The following is an 18462-nucleotide window of genomic DNA, read 5'->3' as shown; positions in this document are numbered from 1 at the left end:
CCAGAGACGGCGGAAGTGTAAGGACTACAGCGTGTAGGTCTTGCTCTGCTCGAGGATGTGGATGCGGGTGGAGTCGATCTTGGCGAGCTCTTCGACGGTTTCCTGGTACAGCTGCGGCTTGACGTGGTAGATCCAGACGGGAATGTCCGGAGGCGCCTTGTCGAGCTCGCGCTTGAGCATCTCCGGGGTCAGGTGTCCGGACGTCTTCGCCAGCGCGTCCATTCGGTTGGGGAAGGACGTCTCCACGATGACCGCCTTGATCCCTCGCATCTCGCGCGCGAGCTTCCAGATCTGCTTGGTCGGCCCCGTGTCCCCGCTGAACACGAAGCCCGTCTCTCCGTCGTGGACCACGAAGCCCGTGGTGGGGATGGTATGGTCCACGGGCACCGGGGTCACCCAGAGCTCGCCCACTCGCGCCTCGCCTTCTTCGGCGAGGGTGCGGAAGGCCAGCACGGGATTCTTCGGATCGGGGATATTGGCGAAATTTGGCCAGACCACGTCATTGAAGACATGGGTTCGAAGGCTGTCGAGCACGGGCCCGATGCTGCATGCGGTCACCCGACGCTCGGGCGCGATCATGGCCAAGGTGTCGGTAAGAAAGGCCAGGCCGGCGATGTGATCGAAATGGGCGTGGCTGACCAGCGCGTACTCGACCTCGATCTGCTCGGCGGGCGTGAGGGCGCCCCCGACGGTGCCGGCGTCCACCAGGACCTTGTCGTCTACGAGAAATGCTGAGGGTCGCTGTCCCTGCCCCTCGCTTCCGAACGAGCCAAGGACTTTGATCTTCATCGCGACTGCCGATAGCCTCCCGTAGGGCCGAGTTTAAACTCCGCAGAGTCTAGTCTACCAGCCGATTCTGGGTCAAGTTACCCACAATCGTCCTTCCAGAAGCCTTATCCAAGGCCACCTTGCGTCGTGGTGAGTCCGTGTGGGAAGATGCGACCGATGATCTTTCAGCAGATCCTCAACGAGGATGCCGGCTGCATCTCCTACCTGATCGCCTGCAGCCAGGCGGGGCAGGCCCTCGTGGTCGACCCCGCCCGGGACCGGGTCGACGACTACGCGGCGTGGGCCCGGCGCAAGGGGCTCGAGCTCACCCACATCGTGGACACCCACGTCCACGCCGACCATATCTCGGGCAACCAGAGCCTGGCCGCAAAGGTCGGCGCCCGGGTGCACATTCATCCCGCGGCCGAGGCCGCGTTTCCCCATACGCCGATCGAGCACGGGGACGAGATCCGGTTCGGTACGGTGCGGGTGCAGGTCATCCACACCCCGGGACATACCCCGGACAGCGTCTGCCTGCTCGTGACCGATTTGTCGCGTGGAGAAGAGCCGTGGTTCATCCTGACCGGTGACACGCTCTTCGTGGGCGACGTCGGGCGACCGGACTTCGGCGGCGAGCGGGCAGCCGCCGATCTCTTCGAGAGCCTGACCCGCCGCGTGCTCACGCTGCCCGACAGCGTGGAAGTCTATCCCGCCCATGGCGGAGGGTCTTCGTGCGGGCGAGCGATGTCCTCCAAGCCCGGCTCCACCATCGGGTTCGAGCGCCGCTTCAACCCCGCCCTGCAGCCGGCAACGGTGGAGGCCTTCGTGCGCGAGCTCATGACGGGGCTGCCGCCGAAGCCGCCGAGCTTCGACCGCATCATCGCGCGCAACCGGGCCCAGGCCCTTCCCTCCACGGGCGAGTTTCAGCCGCTCTCTGCCGCGCAGGCGCGCGAGGCCATGGCCAAGGGGGGCGTCATCCTCGACGTGCGCAGCCCGGCCGAGTTCGGCGACGGCCACATTCCGGGTGCCATCAATGTCTGGATCGAGAGCAGTCCCTTCGCGCCGCGGGTGGCCATGATGGCCCCAGTCGATAGCCGCTTCGTCCTGGTGGCCGCGGGCCCGTCAGACCTCCAGCGCAGCGTCGAGGCGCTCGGACGCGCGGGCATGGACGACATCCTCGGCTATCTCCAGCGTGGCATGACGGATTGGAAGAGCGAAGGGCTGCCTCATGCGAGCGTGCCGCAGATCACCGTGCACGATCTTGCCACCATGCGGGACGAGCGGCCCGATCTGGTCGTGGTCGACGTGCGGGAAGCCACCGAATGGGACGACGGGCACATCGCGGGAGCCGTCAATTTCCCGATGAGCCAGGCCCTCTCGCGTTTGGGTGAGCTGCCCGCGGATCGCCCCAAGGCCGTGCTCTGCGCCGGCGGGCTCCGATCCAGCTCGGTCATCAGCGCCCTCCGGCGGGCGGGATTGACCGACTGCTACAATGTGGCCGGCGGCATGCGAGAGTGGGTCAAGGCAGGCTATTCCACGGTCAAGCCCGGAGGAGCCACGAACGACGCATGAGCGATGACTTCGACTACCCGATCATGTCGAGGGCGCTGATCCTGGGCGACAAGGACACGGTGGCCCGCAAGACCCAGGAAGGGCTCGCCCTCGCCATGGATCCCAAGGATCTGATCTTCCGAGGACTGATCCCGGGCATGGACGTGGTCGGAGAGAAGTTCCGGCGCAACGAGTACTACGTGCCGCAGGTCCTCCTCTCCGCGCGCGCGATGTACGCGGGGCTCGATCTCCTCAAGCCCCTCATCACCAAGGCGGGGGGCGACGGCCAGTCGCTGGGGATCATCGTGATCGGCACCGCGCAAGGCGACCTCCACGATATCGGCAAGAACCTGGTGGCCATGATGCTCGAGGGCGCGGGGTTCAAGGTCCACAACCTCGGGCGCGACGTGGCGCCGGAGAAGTTCGTGGCCGCGGTGGAGGAGCACGGGGCCCAGATCGTCGGGATCTCGGCCCTCATGACCACGACCATGCCCGCCATGAAGCGCACCATCGACGCCCTCGCCAAGGCCGGGCTGCGCGAGCGCGTCAAGGTGATGATCGGCGGCGCCCCCGTGAGCCAGGCCTATGCCGACGAGATCGGCGCCGACGGGTACGCCAGGGATTCGACCATCGCGGTGACGCGCGCCAAGGAGCTTCTCGGCGTGGCCGCGGCCACCTGATGGCCCGGCCGCGCGGCTGGGAGATCGTGGAGCGCGCCAAGGCGGGGGAGCGCCTCGTCTTCGACGGCGGCTATGGCACGGCCCTCTTCGCGGCCGGGCTCAGCAACGGCGGCTGCCCGGAGCTCTGGAACGACACTCACGCCGATATCGTGCGCGGGATTCACGAGGGCTATTTCAAGGCCGGCTCGGACTTCGTGGAGACCAATACCTTCGGCGGCACGCGTCTGAAGCTCAACGAGTATAAGATCGGCGATCGCACCCGGGAGCTCAACGACAAGGGTGCCAGGCTCGCCCGCTCGGTGTGTCCGTCGGGCGGCTTTGTCGCGGGCTCCATCGGCCCCACGAGCTGCCTGCCCGTGGACTACGGCGTGGGCGACAACGTCGCGACGGACGACGAGTACTTCGCCACCTTCAAGGAACAGGCCGAGGCCCTGGCCGAGGGCGGAGTGGACATCTTCGCGGTGGAGACCATGATGTTTCCCCAGGAGGCCATCGGCGCCATCAAGGCCTGCAAGGCGGCCGCCGATCTGCCCGTGATGGCGACCATGTTCTTCCAGTACGAAGAGATCCACGACCGTGACCGCACCATGTGGGGCGAGAGTCCGGCCGAGGTGGCACGGACTCTGCTCGACGCGGGGGCGGACATCGTGGGCATGAACTGCGGTCGGGGCCCGGATCGCGCCATCGTCATCATCCGTGAGATGCGCGCGGTCACCGAGGCCCCGCTGATCGCCTATCCCAACGCGGGGCTCCCCATCACCAAGGGCGATACGACGACCTACGAGCTCGGGCCGGAGGCCATGGCCAAGGACTACCCGGCACTGCTCGACGCCGGCTGCAATATCGTGGGCGCTTGCTGTGGCTCGGGGCCGGAGCATATCCGCTTGATCGCCGAGGTCGCGCGCTCCCGCCGCTCGCCGCCGTGAGCGCGGCGCTCGACGTCCGCTCGCCCGTTCCCGTCACCCTCGACCGCCGCTGCTTGTCCCTCCGCGTAGATCCCCAAGACGTCCTGCGCTTCCAGGGCTACAAGAAGGGCCGCGACATCCCGGATGCAACCGTGCTTGCGCTCTTCGACGAGGCACTGGCCCTCGGCGAATCGCTCATGGATCCGCGCTTCGTCTACCGCGCGGCGGGGGTGACCGGGCAAGGGCTCGATCTGATCCAGGCGGGCGGTGAAGATCTGCACATCCCCGAGATCAGCAGGCTGTGGGGCGTGCTGGAGGCGGTGGGGGCGGGGATCTGCACGGTGGGCGCCGCCATCGAAGATCGCGTGCGGTCGCTCTGGGAGGAGCGCGAGCTCCCGCTCGCCGTGATGCTCGACAGCGTCGGCTCGGCGGCGGTGGAGAGCCTGGCCGAATACATAAATGACCTCCTGTGCCAGGCGGCGCTTCCCGCCGGCCTGAAGGTCACCAATCGAATCAGCCCTGGCTATGCGGGCTGGGACACGGCCGAGCAGGCCGCGCTCTTCCACCTCTGCCCGGGCGAGCCCATCGGGGTGACGCTCAATGACTCGTGTGTCATGACGCCCGGCAAGAGCATCTCGATCCTCGTGGGCATCGGACCCGAGGCCCGCGTGGACCACTACTTCACCCAGTGCCGGCGCTGCTGGATGCGCGACTGCGCCTACCGCCGCGCCCCTGCCGTCGCCACCGTGCACCGATAGGGATATCACCGACTTCCGGTGATACGATGGCCGGTGACATGGATGACAACGTGATCCTCGTGGGATTCATGGGAGCGGGCAAGTCTTCGGTCGGGAGGCTCCTGGCCAAGCGGCTGGGCCGCTGCTTCGTCGAGACCGACGACATGATCACCGCCAAGGAGGGGCGCCCCATCCCCGAGATCTTCACGGTGAAGGGCGAGCCGCACTTCCGCGCCCTCGAGGACGAGGCGGTGCGGCTTCTCGCCCTCAAGCGTGGAGAGGTCATTGCCACGGGCGGCGGGTTGCCGTGCCAGGAGGGGCGCGTGGAAGCTCTCCAGGCCCTGGGCACGGTCGTCTGGCTGTCTGGCGATCTCCCGACACTCTGCGAGCGAGCGCTCAGAAGCGGCGATCGGCCGATGCTCCAAGGCAAGACACGCGAGGAGATCGAGACGCTCTACAAGTCCCGCCAACCCTTCTACGCCAAGGCTGATCTGAGTGTGGACACGACGCGCCTCAACCCCGACCAGGTCGCGGCGGAGGTGCTCAGGGCGCTTCGTGTGCGGGCCCGACCCCCGCACCCTGCCCTCTCCCCCAAGGGGGGAGAGGGATCAATTTCTGAGTGAGATGAGCGCGCCCTTCCTCGAGCGGCTGGCCAAGCATCCACTGCTGGGCGATGGCGCCATGGGCACCATGCTGTATGCGCGTGGCGTGCCGCTGGATGCCTGCTTCGATGTGCTGAACGTCAACGAGCCCAAGATCGTCCAGGGCATTCACGCCGAGTACATCCAGGCCGGAGCCGACTGGATCGAGACGAATACCTTCGGCGCCAATCGCTTCAAGCTGGGCGTCCACGGCCTCGCCGCGCAGGTGCGCGAGATCAACTTGCGAGGCGTCAAGCTGGCGCGGGACGTGCGCGAGACCCTGGGCCGCGACGTCTTCGTCCTCGGCTCCATCGGGCCGCTGGGGAAGTACCTGGCCCCGCTGGGATCGATCACGAGCGAGGAGGCGAGGGCCGCCTTCGCCGAGCAAGCCGAAGGGCTGCTGGAGGGCGGCGTGGACGCCTTCATGGTCGAGACCTTCTCCGACCTCCAGGAGCTGAGACTTGCCGTCGAGGCCATCCGGGCCATCACTGATCTGCCCGTCATCGCGTCGGTAGCCTTTACCCAGGATCACGTGACGTTCCTCGGCAGCACACCCGCCGAGGTGACGAGGACGCTGCGCGAGCTGCCCATCCAGGGGCTCGGCGCCAACTGCTCCGTCGGCTCGAGCACGCTGTACGAGGTGCTCGAGCAGATGCTGCCCGAGGCGGGCGGGCTGCCCGTGAGCATCCAGCCGAATGCCGGCCTGCCCTCGCGCATCGGCGAGCGACTCATCTATGTCTCCTCGCCCGCCTACATGGCCGAGTTCGCCGCGCGGATGATCGGAGCGGGCGCCCGTCTCCTGGGTGGCTGCTGCGGCACCACGGCCGATCATATCCGCGCCATGCGAGAGGCGGTGGATCGCCACGTGCCGAGCCGGAGTGACCGGACGGCCGCGCCACGACGCGCGCGGATCGAACGCGAGACGCCGGCCCTCGTCACCACGGCCGCCCCGACCTTGCTGCAGCGCAAGCTCGAGGCGGGGGAGTTCCTCGTGACGGTCGAGCTCGATCCCCCGCGCGGGCACAATATCGAGAAGCTCGTCCAGGGGGCCAAGCTCCTCAAGGAGCGCGGGGTCGAGATCGTGGACATCAACGACGGCTCCCTCGGACGCGTGCGCATGTCGGTGCTGCCCACGGCCATTCTCGTGCGCGAGGCCACGGGGCTGGACATCAACATGCACTTCACGAGTCGCGACCGGAACCTCATGGGCATCCAGGCCGACGTGCTCGGCGCTCACGCCCTCGATATCAGGAACATCCTGGCCATGACGGGCGATCCGCCCCGGGGCGGCGACTACGTCAACGCCACTGCGGTGTTCGACGTCGACGCCATCGGGCTCATCCGCATCTTGTCGGAGATGAACGAGGGACGGGATGCCACGGGCAACTCCGTCGGCGAGCCCACGGCGTTCTGCGTGGGAGCGGCCCTCGATCCCGCGGCGGCCGATCCTGCCCGGGAGATGGAGCGCTTCCTCGCCAAGGCCGAGGCGGGCGCCCGCTGGTGCCAGACGCAGCCGATCTACGATCTGGAGGTGCTGGAGCGGTTCTTCGCTCGCACGCGCCCACCCATTCCGGTGGTCGTGGGCCTCTTGCCGCTGCATTCATCCCGTCATGCCGAGTTCCTGCACAACGAGGTGCCGGGAATCACCATTCCCGACGCCGTCCGTGGACGCATGCGCGAGGCGGGCGAGCGGGGCCTTCGCGTCGGGATCGAGACCGCGCAGGAGCTCGTTCGCCACCTTCGGGGCCACTATGCCGGTGCCTATCTCATGCCTTCCTTCGGGCGCTTCGAAGTCGTGGCCGAAGTCTTGGACGCGCTTCAGTAGTCACCTCGCGACGCAGGAGATTCCATGGCCGATCTCAATGACGTGACCGCCGCCGAGGCGGCGCGCCGCATTCGCTCGGGCGCCCTGTCGCCCTCCAATCTTCTGGCCGCCTGCCTCAAGCGTATCGACGCCCTCGAGCCCATTCTCAAGGCCTGGGTGCATCTCGACCGCGATGCCGCCGCGCGCGTCGCCGTGCAGCGGGACATCGAGGCGCGCGAGGGGCGATTCATGGGCCCGCTCCACGGCGTCCCCGTGGCCCTCAAGGACATCTATGACGCCGCGGGTCTCGTGACGACCGCCGGCGCGGGGCCGTGGGCGCATCGTCGGGCCACCGTCGATGCGGTGTCGGTGGCCAGACTGCGAGCGGCCGGCGCGGTGATTCTCGGCAAGGTCACGACGACGGCCTTTGCCTTCCGTGATCCGACGGAGACGGGGAACCCGTGGAATCCCGCGCACACGCCGGGCGGATCGTCGAGTGGCTCGGGAGCCGTCGTAGGGTCCCGGATGGCCCCGCTCGCCCTGGGCACCCAGACGGTGGGCTCGGTGCTGCGGCCCGCCGCCTACTGCGGCGTCGTGGGCTTCAAGCCGACGCATGGGCGCATCAGCGCCGTCGGCGTGGTGCCGCTGGCGTGGAGCCTGGATCATGTCGGCGTCCTGTGCCGCTCCGTCGAGGATGCGGCGCTGGCCCTCGCCATCATGGCCGGGCACGATGCCGCCGATCCTCATTCCGTCGCCATGCCCATCGGCGACTATGTCGGCGCCGTCGCGTCCCCCGCCGCGCCTCGGCTCGGGGTGCTGCGCGCGCTCGTCGACCGGGCCGAGCCCGAGAATCGCGCGCAGATCGACTCCACGCTCAAGGCGCTCCGGGCGGCAGGCGCCCAGGTCGACGACGCGCCACTCGCGGTCTCCTTCGAGGGTCTCCCCGAGGCGGGCGACACGGTGATGCGCGCGGAAGCGGCCGCTTTCCATCGCGATCTCTACGCGCGCCACGCTGCCGAGTATCCCGTGCACCTGGGCGAGCGCGTCAAGGACGGGCAAACCGTTAGGGCGGTGGACTATCTCGCCGCCCAGGCCCATCGCCGCGCCTTCCGCGCCGACATGGCCGCCATCGCCTCGCGCTACGACGCGCTGGTGTCTCCGACGGCGCCGGGCCCCGCGCCCAAGGGCCTGGCCTTCACGGGCGACGCCTCCTTCTGCGCGCCGTGGAGCTCCGCCGGCATGCCATCGATCTCCCTCCCCACCGGACTCGCGCCGAGCGGACTGCCCTTTGCCTTCCAGTTCACGGGGGCTCCGTGGTCAGAGGCGCGCCTCTTCGCCGCCGCGGCGTGGTGTGAGCGCGCCATCGGCTTCAAGGAAGCGCCACGTGCTTGACCTCAAGATCACGGGCGGCCACGTCTTCGACGGTACGGGGACGCCGGCGGTGCGCGCGGATGTCGGCATTACCGGCGAGAGCATCGCGGCGGTGGGTGACCTCGCGCGCGAGCCTGCGGGACAGACCCTGGACGCCTCCGGCCTCATGGTAGCCCCCGGTTTCATCGACATGCACTCGCATTCGGACTGGCGGCTCTTCGGCAATCGGCGCGCGGAGTCCAAGATCCGCCAGGGAGTGACCACTGAGGTGGTGGGCAATTGCGGGTTCTCGCCCGCTCCCGTATCCGCCGAGTTCAGAGAGGACATGCGGGGCTTCGCCCTCTACCTTCCGCCCGGCATGGATTTCTCCTGGGGCTCGGTCAAGGACTTCCTTCGCCGCTACGAGGACGAAGGGCTCGCCCTCAACGTCGCGCAGCTGATCGGTCACGGCACCCTGAGGCTGGCCGCCATGGGCTTCGCCCGGCGACCGCCCAGCGCCAAGGAGCTGGCGATGATGCGGGGCCTCATGGAGGCCGCCATGGCCGACGGCGCCCGCGGGCTCTCGACCGGGCTCATCTATGCGCCCGGCTCCTATGCCGAGACCGCCGAGATCGTGGAAATCGCCAAGGGCGCCGCGGCCGCGGGAGGATTCTATGCGAGCCACATCCGCGGTGAAGGGGCCACCCTCCTCGACGCGATTGCCGAGGCCATCAGCGTCGGACGGGAGGGCGGACTGTCGGTGCAGGTGAGCCACATCAAGGCCGCGGGACGCGCTCACTGGGGAAAAGTCAGCGACGCCCTCGCTCTGATCGATGCCGCGCGGACCGAAGGCCTCGACGTCATGGCCGACGTCTATCCATATACCGCGTCGAGCACCACCATCCGGACGCTCCTGCCTGACTGGGTGCTCGAGGGTGGCATCGAGGCCATGCTGGGCCGGCTCCGCGATCCCGCCACGCGCGGGCGCATCCGGACGGACATGGCCCAGGGACCCGTCCTGGCCCGGGGCCTCGAGTGGAGCGACATCATGATCGCCTCCGCGCCGTCACGTCCGGAAATTGAGGGCCTCCGCTTCGACGAGATCGCGAAGCGCTGGGGCAAGGACCCGGTCGAGGTCGCCTTCGATGTGATCGAGAGAGAGAAAGGACGTGGCAATATCATTCTCTTCCAGCTCGACGAGGCCGACCTTCGCCGTGCCCTGGTCCACCCGCGCGTCATGATCGGCTCCGACGGCTCGTCGCTCGCGGCGAGCGGTCCCATGGCCGAGGGCAAGCCCCATCCCCGGAGCTATGGCACCTTCCCTCGGGTGCTCGGCCGCTACGCACGTGACGAGCACGTGCTCTCGCTCGAGACGGCGATACACAAGATGACCGGGCTTCCCGCCGCGCGACTGGGCCTCAGGGATCGGGGCGTCATCAGGCAGGGGGCCAAGGCCGACATCGTGGCCTTCTCGCGCGAGCGCATCCTGGACCTCGCGACCTACGACGATCCTCACCGCTACGCGGCGGGCATCCCGCATGTCCTCGTCAATGGCCGCACCGTTATTAAGGATGGGGAGCATACCGGCAACCTGCCCGGCCGCGTCCTGAGACCCGTCTAGACACCCCTGCGGAACCAAAGACTTAGAGAGCTTGGTCTACTGGCACCCTACCTGCTATACTTGTGCGTTATTTCACAGAGAAAGAAAGGATTCCCGATGACACGCATTCTGATGATGGACACGGATCAGGCCCTGGCCGAAACGGTCGGCAACCAGTGTCTGAAGCACGGTATCGCGGTTCGCTTCGCGGACAACTTCTGCGACGGCCTTCGCCACCTGCTCGATGCTCCGATCTCCCTGGTTCTGCTCGAGGCGGCTCATGCGCGGCTCTCGGGCCTGGATCTGGCCAAGCTATTCGACACGGTCATCCCCGGGGTGCCCGTGGTCATCCGGCTCGATGCCGACGGGGCGATGGACGAGCAGGTGCAGTACGAGCTTCACGGATTCCGGGTGGTGCGACAACCCTTCGACGTGCGGGAGCTCCTGGCCAAGGCCGAGCGGCCGGTGCGGGTGAGCGTGCCGCGACCCGCACGGGCGGCGGCCGCCGTGAAGGCGGCCTGCCAATAGCGACCATGCGCGACGTTCGGGGGAAGCTTGTCCTGCTCGCCGCGGCGCTCGGACTGAGCGTCGCGCTGGTTGGGCTGCTCGCCGCCACGGAGGCCACGCTTCGGGTTATCGAGCACCGCGACCCACTGACCAAGACCCTCAAGCCCGAGCCAACACCTCAGGACTCCACCCGCGACGGCGCCTATCACCATCCAGGCGCGACGGGCTGGATGACGCCATGAGTGGAGGAGAAACCCGTCTGGCCGCCGCGCGCATGCATGGTGTAGACTGAGTCCGTCAGCGCCGCAGCCGGCGCCCTCGCCTCCGATATTGGCTCTTCCGAGTATTGGGGCGCGCACCAAGGCGGAAGATCAAGAGAAGGAGATCCAGATGGCATCGAAACTCTACGTCGGCGGGCTCTCGTATTCGACCACGAGCGAGACGCTCCGGGAATATTTCGCCCAGTGCGGCACGGTGGAATCGGCGGCGGTGATCACCGACAAGTTCTCCGGTCAGTCCCGCGGCTTCGGCTTCGTCGAGATGGCCACGGCCGAGGAGGCGCAGCGCGCCATCTCCGAGCTGAATGGCAAGGACCTCGACGGTCGCAAGCTGACGGTCAATCTCTCGACGCCCAAGGCTCCCGGCTCGGGCGGCGGGCCGCGCGGAGGCGGTGGTCGAGGCGGGGGTGGTGGCCGGGGGGGCGGCCGGGGGGGCGGGGGTTTCGGAGGCGGGGATCGCGGCGCCTACGGTGTTCCGCCCTCGAAGAAGCCCTTCAAGTGGTGAGACGACTCCGGGCGTGAGTGGCAAGGGCGCGACGGGTCACCCGTCGCGCCCTTGGTGTTTCCGCCGCCCGCGTGGGCTGAGCTGATCTAGCCGAGGACTCTCTCGTAGCGACCGAAGTCGTGCGCCGCATCCATGAACCACTTCACGATCTCGGGGCTCGAGCGCGGTGGGATCTCGCACGACGTCGACAGGATGAACCCCGAATGCTTGGCCGCCGCGTCGATACAGCGACGGACGTCGGCCTCCATCTCCTCCTTGGTGCTCTTCTCGAAGCGCGTGGCGTCCACATTGCCGATGGCCACGGCGCGGCCCTTGACCATCTCCACGAAGCGCTCGAGCTGGTCGACGTGGAGCTTGGGATCCGACTGCTGGTCGAGGTCGAAGGACACCGTGGTGAAGCCGCACCCGATGATGTCCTCGAAGATTGGATAGGTCGTGCCACAGATGTGGGTGGTCAGGCCCACCTTCTTGGCCTTGAAGTACTCCACCAGCTCCTTGTGGTAGGGCGCGATGAACTCGCGGTAGTTGTCGGGTGAGATGAGGCTGATCGACGCCGTGGGCTCCGAGAAGCTGAGCCCGATCTTGGTCTTGGCGATGGCATCCCCCCACACCTTGCAGAAGTCCGTGGTCACCCGCATGAGGTCGTGGATGAACTTCGGGTCCTCGAAGGTGTCGAGCAGCATCATCTCCGGATTGCGCAGGAGCATGGCGATGGTCCAGGGGCCGACGGCCACGGCGCCCATGGCGGCGGGCGGGGCGGCCTTGACGAGGGCCTCGCACTGCTCGATGAAGCCGGGGAGGCGCGCCGTCTTGTAGGGATCCGGCATGCGCAGGGCGGCCAGGTTGGCCTTGTCCTCGAGCACGTGTCCCTCGATCGAGGGCACCACGTAGTCGGAGTACTTGACCTTGCAGCCGAAGGCCTCGGCCTCCTTGGCCAGGTCGTTGTAGGCGAGGACCACATCGGGCTGATAGCGCTCGTAGTAGTTCATCATGGCCGTGATGGCCTTGGTCGGACTCGTGCAGTACTCCTCGATGCTCAGCCCGTCCAGGGTGCCCGCGAAGGACGCCACGATGGGGTAGACGGGCACGCGGTCGGCGAAGGAGCGCTTGTAGGCAGCCACCACGCGATCGCGGTTGGTCAGGCTCGCCTTGCCCTTCTCGACGTCCCACAGCCGGTTGACCTCCATGTAGCGCGGAGGCAGCCTGGCCTCGTACTCCATGAACTGGGTGATCGGATAGCGGATGCCGCCGTTGTGGGTGCCGCGTAGGCCTTCGACGATCTCCTCCATGCGAGCCCACGGGATGGAGAAGGCCATCTCGTGGTCTTGCGTCTGGCCAAAGATGCGATCGCCGGAGCACGGCAGGATCACCTGCGGCTCGCCCGTCTGCATGGTCGTCACGATGATGTCGGCGCACACCGCGCGTCCCTCGAAGGACGAGGCGAGCCGCCCCCCGCGCTTCCACAGCGCGGCCTGGGTCAGTCGCATGACCTGGGCGGGGTTGGCGTAGATACAGACCACGTGCGGCTCGAAGGTCGCGCGATCGAGGGGGGCGACGAGGAGGGTCTCGTACTCGCCGGGGGAGAACTTGTCGATGGCGGCCTCCGAGCGCTGGCCCGCCTCCTTGGTCTCCGTGTACATGCCTTCGCAGAGGGTGCCCACGTTGTAGATGGGCAGCGGCCTGTCGAAGCCGATGGCCGTGATGCCGAGCGAGCAGATGTGGTCTTCGCGCGTGAGGGCGATCATCCAGCCGTATCGACGCGACATGTCGATGACCTGACAGGACATGCTGAGCTTCTTGAAGTCGCGCGCCGGGCGCTTGGCACGCTCCGGGATGGGCTCACCGGGCTTGAGCATCCGAATGGCCACGGGGAAGGTCTGCGGGCGGATATACGTCTGAAGCTCCCTGTCCGCCGTCTTGGTGTCGATCATTGGTGGGCCTCCCGGTCAAAGCCTAGGGGTGGGGTATACCTTTGTCAAGCAATCGCGCGTCTTTTCGATAGAATGTGCCGCACCGACCATGGCCCGCTTCCGCATCGTGCACTGGAAGAACATCCCTTCTGTCGTCGAAGCGGCCGACGACGAGCAAACCGTGCGTCTCCAGCTGTCTCAGAAGTTCCAGGACCTCATCGACTCCCTCGCCATGAGAGACAATGCGACCGAGGAGGAGGCCTACCTCGAAGGCTGGGGCCAGGGCGAGTGGGAGGAGCGCCCCGGCCCGGCTGAGGTGGTCGCCCAGGCGGTGGCGGCGGACATCGAGGACGGCTTCCAGACCCTCCTGATGCAGCGCTTCCTGCCCAAACCGAGCTAGGAGTCTGTCCAAGTAAGTTCACCCTCGCGAGCAGGAATGTTCCGCTTCGAGCGCCGGCTTGGCCGGCGCAATCTGTTCGGGGGGAGGTTTCGGAAGGGGGGCGGAGCCCCCCTCCGAGTTATTTAACGGGCCTGTCTGTCCGCGGATTGCCTCGGGCTCGCTGACCGCCTATAATCCCCGCGGGCCAATGAAGGCCAAGGAACTTCTCGCCGCGTGCTTTCTCCTCTTCGGGGCCCTGCTGATCTGGCCTCTGCTCACGATTGCCAATCGTCCGGTGCTCGTCGGGGGAGTCCCGGCCCTCGTGGTCTACCTCTTCTCCGTCTGGGGCATCATGGTGGGCGTGCTCGTCGCCGTCGCGATCCGCCGCCGGGCCCAGGAGGACGACGAGTGAGCTGGCTCAGCCAGCCCACCCTGCTCGCGATCGTCCTCGGCTACTTGCTGTTCCTCTTCCTCGTCGCCTCCGTCGGCGAGGCCTTCGCCTCCCGGCTCGGACGTGGCCGCATCCGCACCATCACCTATGTCCTCGCGGCCTCCGTCTACTGCACCGCGTGGACGTTCTACGGCAGCGTGGGGCTCGCGGCCAACCGGGGACTCGAGTTCCTGACCATCTATCTCGGTCCCGCCCTCGTGGCCCTCCTCTGGCCCGTTGTCCTGCGCAAGCTGGTGCGGATCTCCAAGGAGCAGCGCATCACCTCCATCTCGGATTTCATCTCGAGCCGCTACGGCAAGTCGGCGAACCTGGGCACCCTGGTGGCGCTCCTCGTGGTGGCGGGCATGATTCCCTACATCGCCCTCCAGCTTCGCGCGGTGTCGGTGACGTTCAGCCTGATCATGCAGGAGGGCTCGGTGCTGGACGTGTTCGACCCGACGCTGCTCGTGGCGGTCACCCTGGCCTTCTTCGGCATCCTTTTCGGCGCGCGCAACCTCGACTTCACCAAGCAGCAGACGGGCCTCATGACGGCGGTGGCCGTGGAGTCGGTGGTCAAGCTCGTCGCCTTCCTGACCGTCGGCATCTGGGTCACCTGGGGACTCTTCGGAGGCCTCGGAGACATCTTCGGGCGCATTGCCCGCGACCCTTCCTGGTCGAGTCTGCTCACCCTCGACCAGCCGCAGACCGCCTCCTACGCGCGCTGGACGGCCATGCTGCTGATCTCGATGATGGCGGTCATGTTCCTGCCCCGGCAGTTTCACGTGCTCGTCGTGCAGAATCCTCGTGAGCGGGACGTCAACGCGCTGGCCTGGTCCTTCCCGCTCTATCTGCTGTTGATCAATCTCTTCGTGCTTCCCATCGCGTTCGCCGGGCTTCTCGTCTTTCCCGAGTCCAGAGCGCAGGCGGATAGCTTCATCCTCCGTCTGCCCTTACACTTCGACAGCCACGTGATCTCGGTGGCCGTCTTTCTCGGCGGGTTCTCGGCCGCCACCGCCATGATCGTGGTCGACTCCCTCGCGCTGTCCAAGATGATCACCAACGACGTCATCCTGCCCATGCTGCTGCGTCGCCGGCGCATGGAGGACATCTACGGGGTCACCCTCTTCTACACGCGCATGGCCATGCTCGCGGTGGTCGGCCTGGGCTTCGCGTGGGCGCGCATGGAGCGGGGCCAGCTCCTGCTCGTCGAGATGGGATTGCTCTCCTTCATCGCGGTCAGCCAGTGCGCCCCCGCCATCCTGATGGGGCTCTACTGGCGGCGTGGCAACCGAAAGGGCGCGGCGGCCGGGATCTCGGCGGGCTTCGCGCTCTGGTTCTACACCTTGATCATCCCCGCCCTCGTCAAGGAGGGGCTCGTGCCTCCTTCCGTCCTCGCCGACGGGCCGTTCGGACTCCAGTGGCTCAACCCCACCGCGCTTTTCGGCCTCTCCGGTCTCGACGTGACAACGCATGGGGTGTTCTGGTCGCTCTTCGTCAATGTCGGGCTCTTCGTCCTCGTGTCGCTCCTGACCGAGCAGGACGCCGACGACCGCTCCCAGGCGGCTGCCTTCGTGGGGACGGCGGGCGAGGATAAGCACCCGGCGGGCGCGCCGGCTATCCTGTCCGCCACGGAGATCGAACGGCTCGTGCACCAATATGTGGGCGCCGAGGAAGCTGAGCCCCTCGTGCGCGAGCTCTTCCGCGGCAAGGCGCCCTCCGAGCTCACGGTGCCCGAGCTCCTCGAGCTCCGCATCCGCTTCGAGCGCCTGCTCGCCGCTTCCCTGGGCGCGGCGGCGGCCCGCATGATCGTGGAGGATCACTTCACGATCTCCAAGGACGAGGCGCAGGAGCTGGTCACCTCCTTCCAGCAGATGCAGCAGTCCCTGCGCTTGACCGAAGAGGAGGTGCGCCGCGGCGAGCGGCTCCTGGCCTCCGTGGTCCAGAGCGTCGACGACTGCATCGTCACGGCCGGCGTGGATGGCCGGCTCATGACGATGAACCCGGCGGGCCATCGGCTCCTCGGCTATACCCAGCGGCGAGTGGGACGCCTCGGGCTTCAAGACCTCCTTGGCGCCGAGGATCGGGAGCGTGCGGCCAAGGCCATTGCCCGCGCGGTCGAAGCCGGGCAAGGGTGGAGCGGACAGGTCACGGGCCGGACGGCCAAGGGGCAGACCTTTCCCGCCTATCTCTCCGTCCGCGGCATCGTGGACGCCGGTGGGCAGACCATCGGGACGGTGGGGGTTCTGCGGGACCTGACGGAGCAGGCCGAGACCCAGCGCCGGCTCATCCAGCGCGAGAAGCTCGCCTCTCTCGGCGAGATGGCGGCCGGGGTGGCCCACGAGATCCGGAATCCGCTCGGCGGGATCAAGATGGCCACCAATCTTCTGTCCTCCGGTGATTGGGGCGGGGGGACGCTGTCGCAGGAGATGGCCCGGTCCATCCTGTCCGGGATCGGCGAGATCGAGCGGATCATCAATAGCCTGCTCGACTTCACGCGGGATACCCAGCTCGAGCGTGGGGAGTACGAGCTCGTCCGTATCCTCGACCCCGTGGTCGAAGCCATGGCGGCGGAGGGGCGGGCCCGCGGGATCGAGGTCGCCTACGGCCGCGTGGAGCGTGAGGCCGCCGCGGCCGCCGATGGCCAGAAGCTCCGGCAAGTGTTCACCAACGTGATGAAGAACGCCCTCGAGTCCATCGACCCTCAGCGGCCCGGCGGTCAGGTCACCGTCGATCTCTTCGTGGAGGACGACCGTGCCACCGTCGAGGTGGCGGACAACGGCGTGGGCATCGCGCCGGAGGACCGCGAGAAGATCTTCCTGCCTTTCTTCACGACCAAGCCCTCCGGCACCGGGCTCGGCATGTCCATCGTGAAGAAGATCGTGGATCTCCACGGCGGCGAGATCGTGATCGACAGCGCTCCCGGACGCGGCACCCGCGTCCGCATCTCCCTGCCGGCCGTCGGGCTGGCTCAACCCCTTGCCGGAGGCACATTGTGAAGCAGCGTTTACTGCTCGTCGACGACGACGAAGTCTTTCTGCGCCCGCTGCATCGCACCCTCGAGCTCGCCGGCTACGAGGTCCTGCCCGTGCAGAGCGCCGAGGAAGCTCTGGACACCCTCAAGGCCGAGGACGTGGACCTCGTGCTGACGGACCGGCGCCTGCCCGGCCTGGACGGCGTCGGACTGGTTCGACACGTCAAGGCCGAGCATGCCGACCTGGCCGTGGTCGTGATGACCGCGTATGGATCGATCGAGTCCGCCGTGGAGGCCATGCGACTCGGCGCCGAGGATTATCTCGTCAAGCCATTCGAGGCGCCCGAGCTCCTGCTCGTCATCCGTCGCGCCATCGAGTTCCAGGCGCTCAAGTCGGCCAACCGCCGGTCCATCAGGCGCAACCAGGAGCGATTCACCTTCCGGAACATCGTGGCCCGGAGCGCGGGCATGCATGCGGTGTTCGAGGTGCTCCGCTCCGTGGTCGACCTCGACACGACCGTCTTGATCCACGGCGAGACGGGAGTGGGCAAGGAGCTGCTCGCGCGCTCGGTCCACTTCTCGGGGGCGCGCCGCGATCGCCCCTTCGTGGCCGTCAACTGCGCGGCCATCCCCGCCGAGCTCTTCGAGTCGGAGCTCTTCGGCTCGCGCAAGGGAGCCTTCACGGGGGCCAGCGAGCACCGGCGCGGCCACTTCCAAATGGCCCACGGCGGCACCCTCCTGCTCGATGAGATCGGCGAGATGCCCTTGCATCTCCAGAGCAAGCTCCTGCGCGCCATCGAGGAGAAGAAGGTCACTTCGGTCGGTGCCGACCGGCCGGTCGACATCGACGTCCGCTTCATCGCCACCACCAACAAGGACCTCCAGGCCGAAGTCGAGCGGGGCGCCTTCCGGCGCGATCTCTTCTACCGGCTGTCCGTCCTCCCCGTGCGCGTGCCGGCCCTCCGCGAGCGACCCGAGGACATTCCCTTCCTGACCCAGCACTTCCTCGCCGAGGCCGGCCGTCGGCTCAAGAAGAGCCTCAAGGGCGTCGCCCCGGAGAGCCTGGACGCCCTCATCCGGTATCCCTGGCCGGGCAATGTGCGGGAGCTCGAGAACGTGATCGAGCGGGCGGTCATCGTGTCGCGGAGCGAAGTGCTGACGGGGCTTGACGGCTTTCTCGCCGCCTCGAGCGGTGCGCATGCGCCCGTCGATCTCTCGCTGCCCTTCCGTGACGCGAAGGCTCGGGTGGTGGAGGAATTCGAACGGGCCTATGTGCGGGGTCTCCTCGAGAGCCATGGCGGCAAGCTCACGGCCGCCGCCAAGCACGCGGACATGGACCCGAAGAATTTTTCGGACAAGATGACGCGGTACGGGCTGCGGCGCCAAGCGGCCGAGCCCGCCGAGGGCGGCCCGCACGCCACTTGAAGTCCGCGGGGACTTGGTTTA

General features: G+C 67.5%; 17 protein-coding genes. 15 read left to right on the top strand and 2 right to left on the bottom strand.

All coding sequences use genetic code 11. From position 1 onward, the window contains the following. Positions 1-24: 24 nt before the first annotated feature. Complete coding sequence (locus VGT00_11280; GenBank protein HEV8531990.1) at positions 25-789, bottom strand: 3',5'-cyclic-nucleotide phosphodiesterase; 765 nt, start codon at positions 787-789, stop codon at positions 25-27. 156 nt (positions 790-945) lie between these two features. Here VGT00_11280 and VGT00_11275 point away from each other — a divergent pair, with 156 nt between their 5' ends. The 11 genes from VGT00_11275 to VGT00_11225 all read left to right on the top strand — a co-directional run bounded on the left by VGT00_11275 (position 946) and on the right by VGT00_11225 (position 11326). Next, positions 946-2340 carry a rhodanese-like domain-containing protein gene (locus tag VGT00_11275; GenBank protein HEV8531989.1) on the top strand — a complete coding sequence of 465 codons (1395 nt, stop codon included), beginning with the start codon at positions 946-948 and terminating at the stop codon, positions 2338-2340. After that, positions 2337-2999 carry a corrinoid protein gene (locus VGT00_11270; GenBank protein HEV8531988.1) on the top strand — a complete coding sequence of 221 codons (663 nt, stop codon included), beginning with the start codon at positions 2337-2339 and terminating at the stop codon, positions 2997-2999. Before VGT00_11275 ends, VGT00_11270 begins: the two co-directional genes overlap by 4 nt. Continuing rightward, the gene (locus VGT00_11265; GenBank protein HEV8531987.1) at positions 2999-3925 is read left to right on the top strand and encodes a homocysteine S-methyltransferase family protein; all 927 of its coding nucleotides are present in this window, start codon (positions 2999-3001) and stop codon (positions 3923-3925) included. The genes VGT00_11270 and VGT00_11265 overlap by 1 nt, the downstream gene beginning before the upstream one ends. Continuing rightward, complete coding sequence (locus VGT00_11260; protein HEV8531986.1) at positions 3922-4662, top strand: vitamin B12 dependent-methionine synthase activation domain-containing protein; 741 nt, start codon at positions 3922-3924, stop codon at positions 4660-4662. Before VGT00_11265 ends, VGT00_11260 begins: the two co-directional genes overlap by 4 nt. A gap of 38 nt (positions 4663-4700) precedes the next feature. Then, positions 4701-5264, top strand: coding sequence for a shikimate kinase (locus tag VGT00_11255; protein ID HEV8531985.1), 564 nt, complete (start codon positions 4701-4703; stop codon positions 5262-5264). A 1-nt stretch (position 5265) separates the two neighbouring features. Continuing rightward, positions 5266-7107, top strand: coding sequence for a bifunctional homocysteine S-methyltransferase/methylenetetrahydrofolate reductase (locus tag VGT00_11250; protein HEV8531984.1), 1842 nt, complete (start codon positions 5266-5268; stop codon positions 7105-7107). A 24-nt stretch (positions 7108-7131) separates the two neighbouring features. After that, positions 7132-8478: an amidase gene (locus VGT00_11245; protein ID HEV8531983.1), complete on the top strand. Its 1347-nt coding sequence runs from the start codon at positions 7132-7134 to the stop codon at positions 8476-8478. Further along, on the top strand, positions 8471-10057 hold the full coding sequence (locus VGT00_11240) for a D-aminoacylase (protein ID HEV8531982.1): 1587 nt from the start codon (positions 8471-8473) through the stop codon (positions 10055-10057). The genes VGT00_11245 and VGT00_11240 overlap by 8 nt, the downstream gene beginning before the upstream one ends. Positions 10058-10153: 96 nt before the next feature. Next, positions 10154-10564, top strand: coding sequence for a hypothetical protein (locus VGT00_11235; protein HEV8531981.1), 411 nt, complete (start codon positions 10154-10156; stop codon positions 10562-10564). Between the two features lie 5 nt (positions 10565-10569). Then, positions 10570-10785 carry a hypothetical protein gene (locus VGT00_11230; protein ID HEV8531980.1) on the top strand — a complete coding sequence of 72 codons (216 nt, stop codon included), beginning with the start codon at positions 10570-10572 and terminating at the stop codon, positions 10783-10785. A gap of 148 nt (positions 10786-10933) precedes the next feature. Beyond that, entirely contained in the window at positions 10934-11326 is a 393-nt protein-coding gene (locus VGT00_11225) for an RNA-binding protein (GenBank protein ID HEV8531979.1), read from the top strand. Positions 11327-11412: 86 nt separating this feature from the next. Here VGT00_11225 and VGT00_11220 read toward each other — a convergent pair whose 3' ends face one another. Continuing rightward, a complete protein-coding gene (locus tag VGT00_11220) occupies positions 11413-13257 on the bottom strand; it encodes a uroporphyrinogen decarboxylase family protein (GenBank protein ID HEV8531978.1) in 1845 nt (614 codons plus the stop codon). An 88-nt stretch (positions 13258-13345) separates the two neighbouring features. Between VGT00_11220 and VGT00_11215 the strand changes: the two genes are divergently transcribed. The 4 genes from VGT00_11215 (at position 13346) to VGT00_11200 (ending at position 18441) form a co-directional block, all read left to right on the top strand. After that, positions 13346-13636, top strand: a complete 291-nt coding sequence (locus tag VGT00_11215) for a virulence factor (GenBank protein ID HEV8531977.1) — start codon at positions 13346-13348, stop codon at positions 13634-13636. Positions 13637-13823: 187 nt separating this feature from the next. Next, positions 13824-14027 carry a hypothetical protein gene (locus VGT00_11210; protein HEV8531976.1) on the top strand — a complete coding sequence of 68 codons (204 nt, stop codon included), beginning with the start codon at positions 13824-13826 and terminating at the stop codon, positions 14025-14027. Next, entirely contained in the window at positions 14024-17041 is a 3018-nt protein-coding gene (locus VGT00_11205) for an ATP-binding protein (protein ID HEV8531975.1), read from the top strand. The genes VGT00_11210 and VGT00_11205 overlap by 4 nt, the downstream gene beginning before the upstream one ends. After that, entirely contained in the window at positions 17038-18441 is a 1404-nt protein-coding gene (locus tag VGT00_11200) for a sigma-54 dependent transcriptional regulator (GenBank protein ID HEV8531974.1), read from the top strand. Before VGT00_11205 ends, VGT00_11200 begins: the two co-directional genes overlap by 4 nt. Positions 18442-18462 lie beyond the last annotated feature (21 nt).

The sequence above is a fragment of the Candidatus Methylomirabilota bacterium genome, from assembly GCA_036002485.1.
Lineage (GTDB): Bacteria > Methylomirabilota > Methylomirabilia > Rokubacteriales > CSP1-6 > AR37.
This window is presented reverse-complemented; position numbering and strand designations above follow the sequence as displayed.

What these genes read in the sequence shown, in the direction of transcription:
- VGT00_11280 (HEV8531990.1), bottom strand. Translation starts at nt 789, where the DNA reads ATGAAGATCAAAGTCCTTGGCTCGTTCGGAAGCGAGGGGCAGGGACAG.
- VGT00_11275 (HEV8531989.1), top strand. Translation starts at nt 946, where the DNA reads ATGATCTTTCAGCAGATCCTCAACGAGGATGCCGGCTGCATCTCCTAC.
- VGT00_11270 (HEV8531988.1), top strand. Translation starts at nt 2,337, where the DNA reads ATGAGCGATGACTTCGACTACCCGATCATGTCGAGGGCGCTGATCCTG.
- VGT00_11265 (HEV8531987.1), top strand. Translation starts at nt 2,999, where the DNA reads ATGGCCCGGCCGCGCGGCTGGGAGATCGTGGAGCGCGCCAAGGCGGGG.
- VGT00_11255 (HEV8531985.1), top strand. Translation starts at nt 4,701, where the DNA reads ATGGATGACAACGTGATCCTCGTGGGATTCATGGGAGCGGGCAAGTCT.
- VGT00_11250 (HEV8531984.1), top strand. Translation starts at nt 5,266, where the DNA reads ATGAGCGCGCCCTTCCTCGAGCGGCTGGCCAAGCATCCACTGCTGGGC.
- VGT00_11245 (HEV8531983.1), top strand. Translation starts at nt 7,132, where the DNA reads ATGGCCGATCTCAATGACGTGACCGCCGCCGAGGCGGCGCGCCGCATT.
- VGT00_11235 (HEV8531981.1), top strand. Translation starts at nt 10,154, where the DNA reads ATGACACGCATTCTGATGATGGACACGGATCAGGCCCTGGCCGAAACG.
- VGT00_11230 (HEV8531980.1), top strand. Translation starts at nt 10,570, where the DNA reads ATGCGCGACGTTCGGGGGAAGCTTGTCCTGCTCGCCGCGGCGCTCGGA.
- VGT00_11225 (HEV8531979.1), top strand. Translation starts at nt 10,934, where the DNA reads ATGGCATCGAAACTCTACGTCGGCGGGCTCTCGTATTCGACCACGAGC.
- VGT00_11220 (HEV8531978.1), bottom strand. Translation starts at nt 13,257, where the DNA reads ATGATCGACACCAAGACGGCGGACAGGGAGCTTCAGACGTATATCCGC.
- VGT00_11215 (HEV8531977.1), top strand. Translation starts at nt 13,346, where the DNA reads ATGGCCCGCTTCCGCATCGTGCACTGGAAGAACATCCCTTCTGTCGTC.
- VGT00_11210 (HEV8531976.1), top strand. Translation starts at nt 13,824, where the DNA reads ATGAAGGCCAAGGAACTTCTCGCCGCGTGCTTTCTCCTCTTCGGGGCC.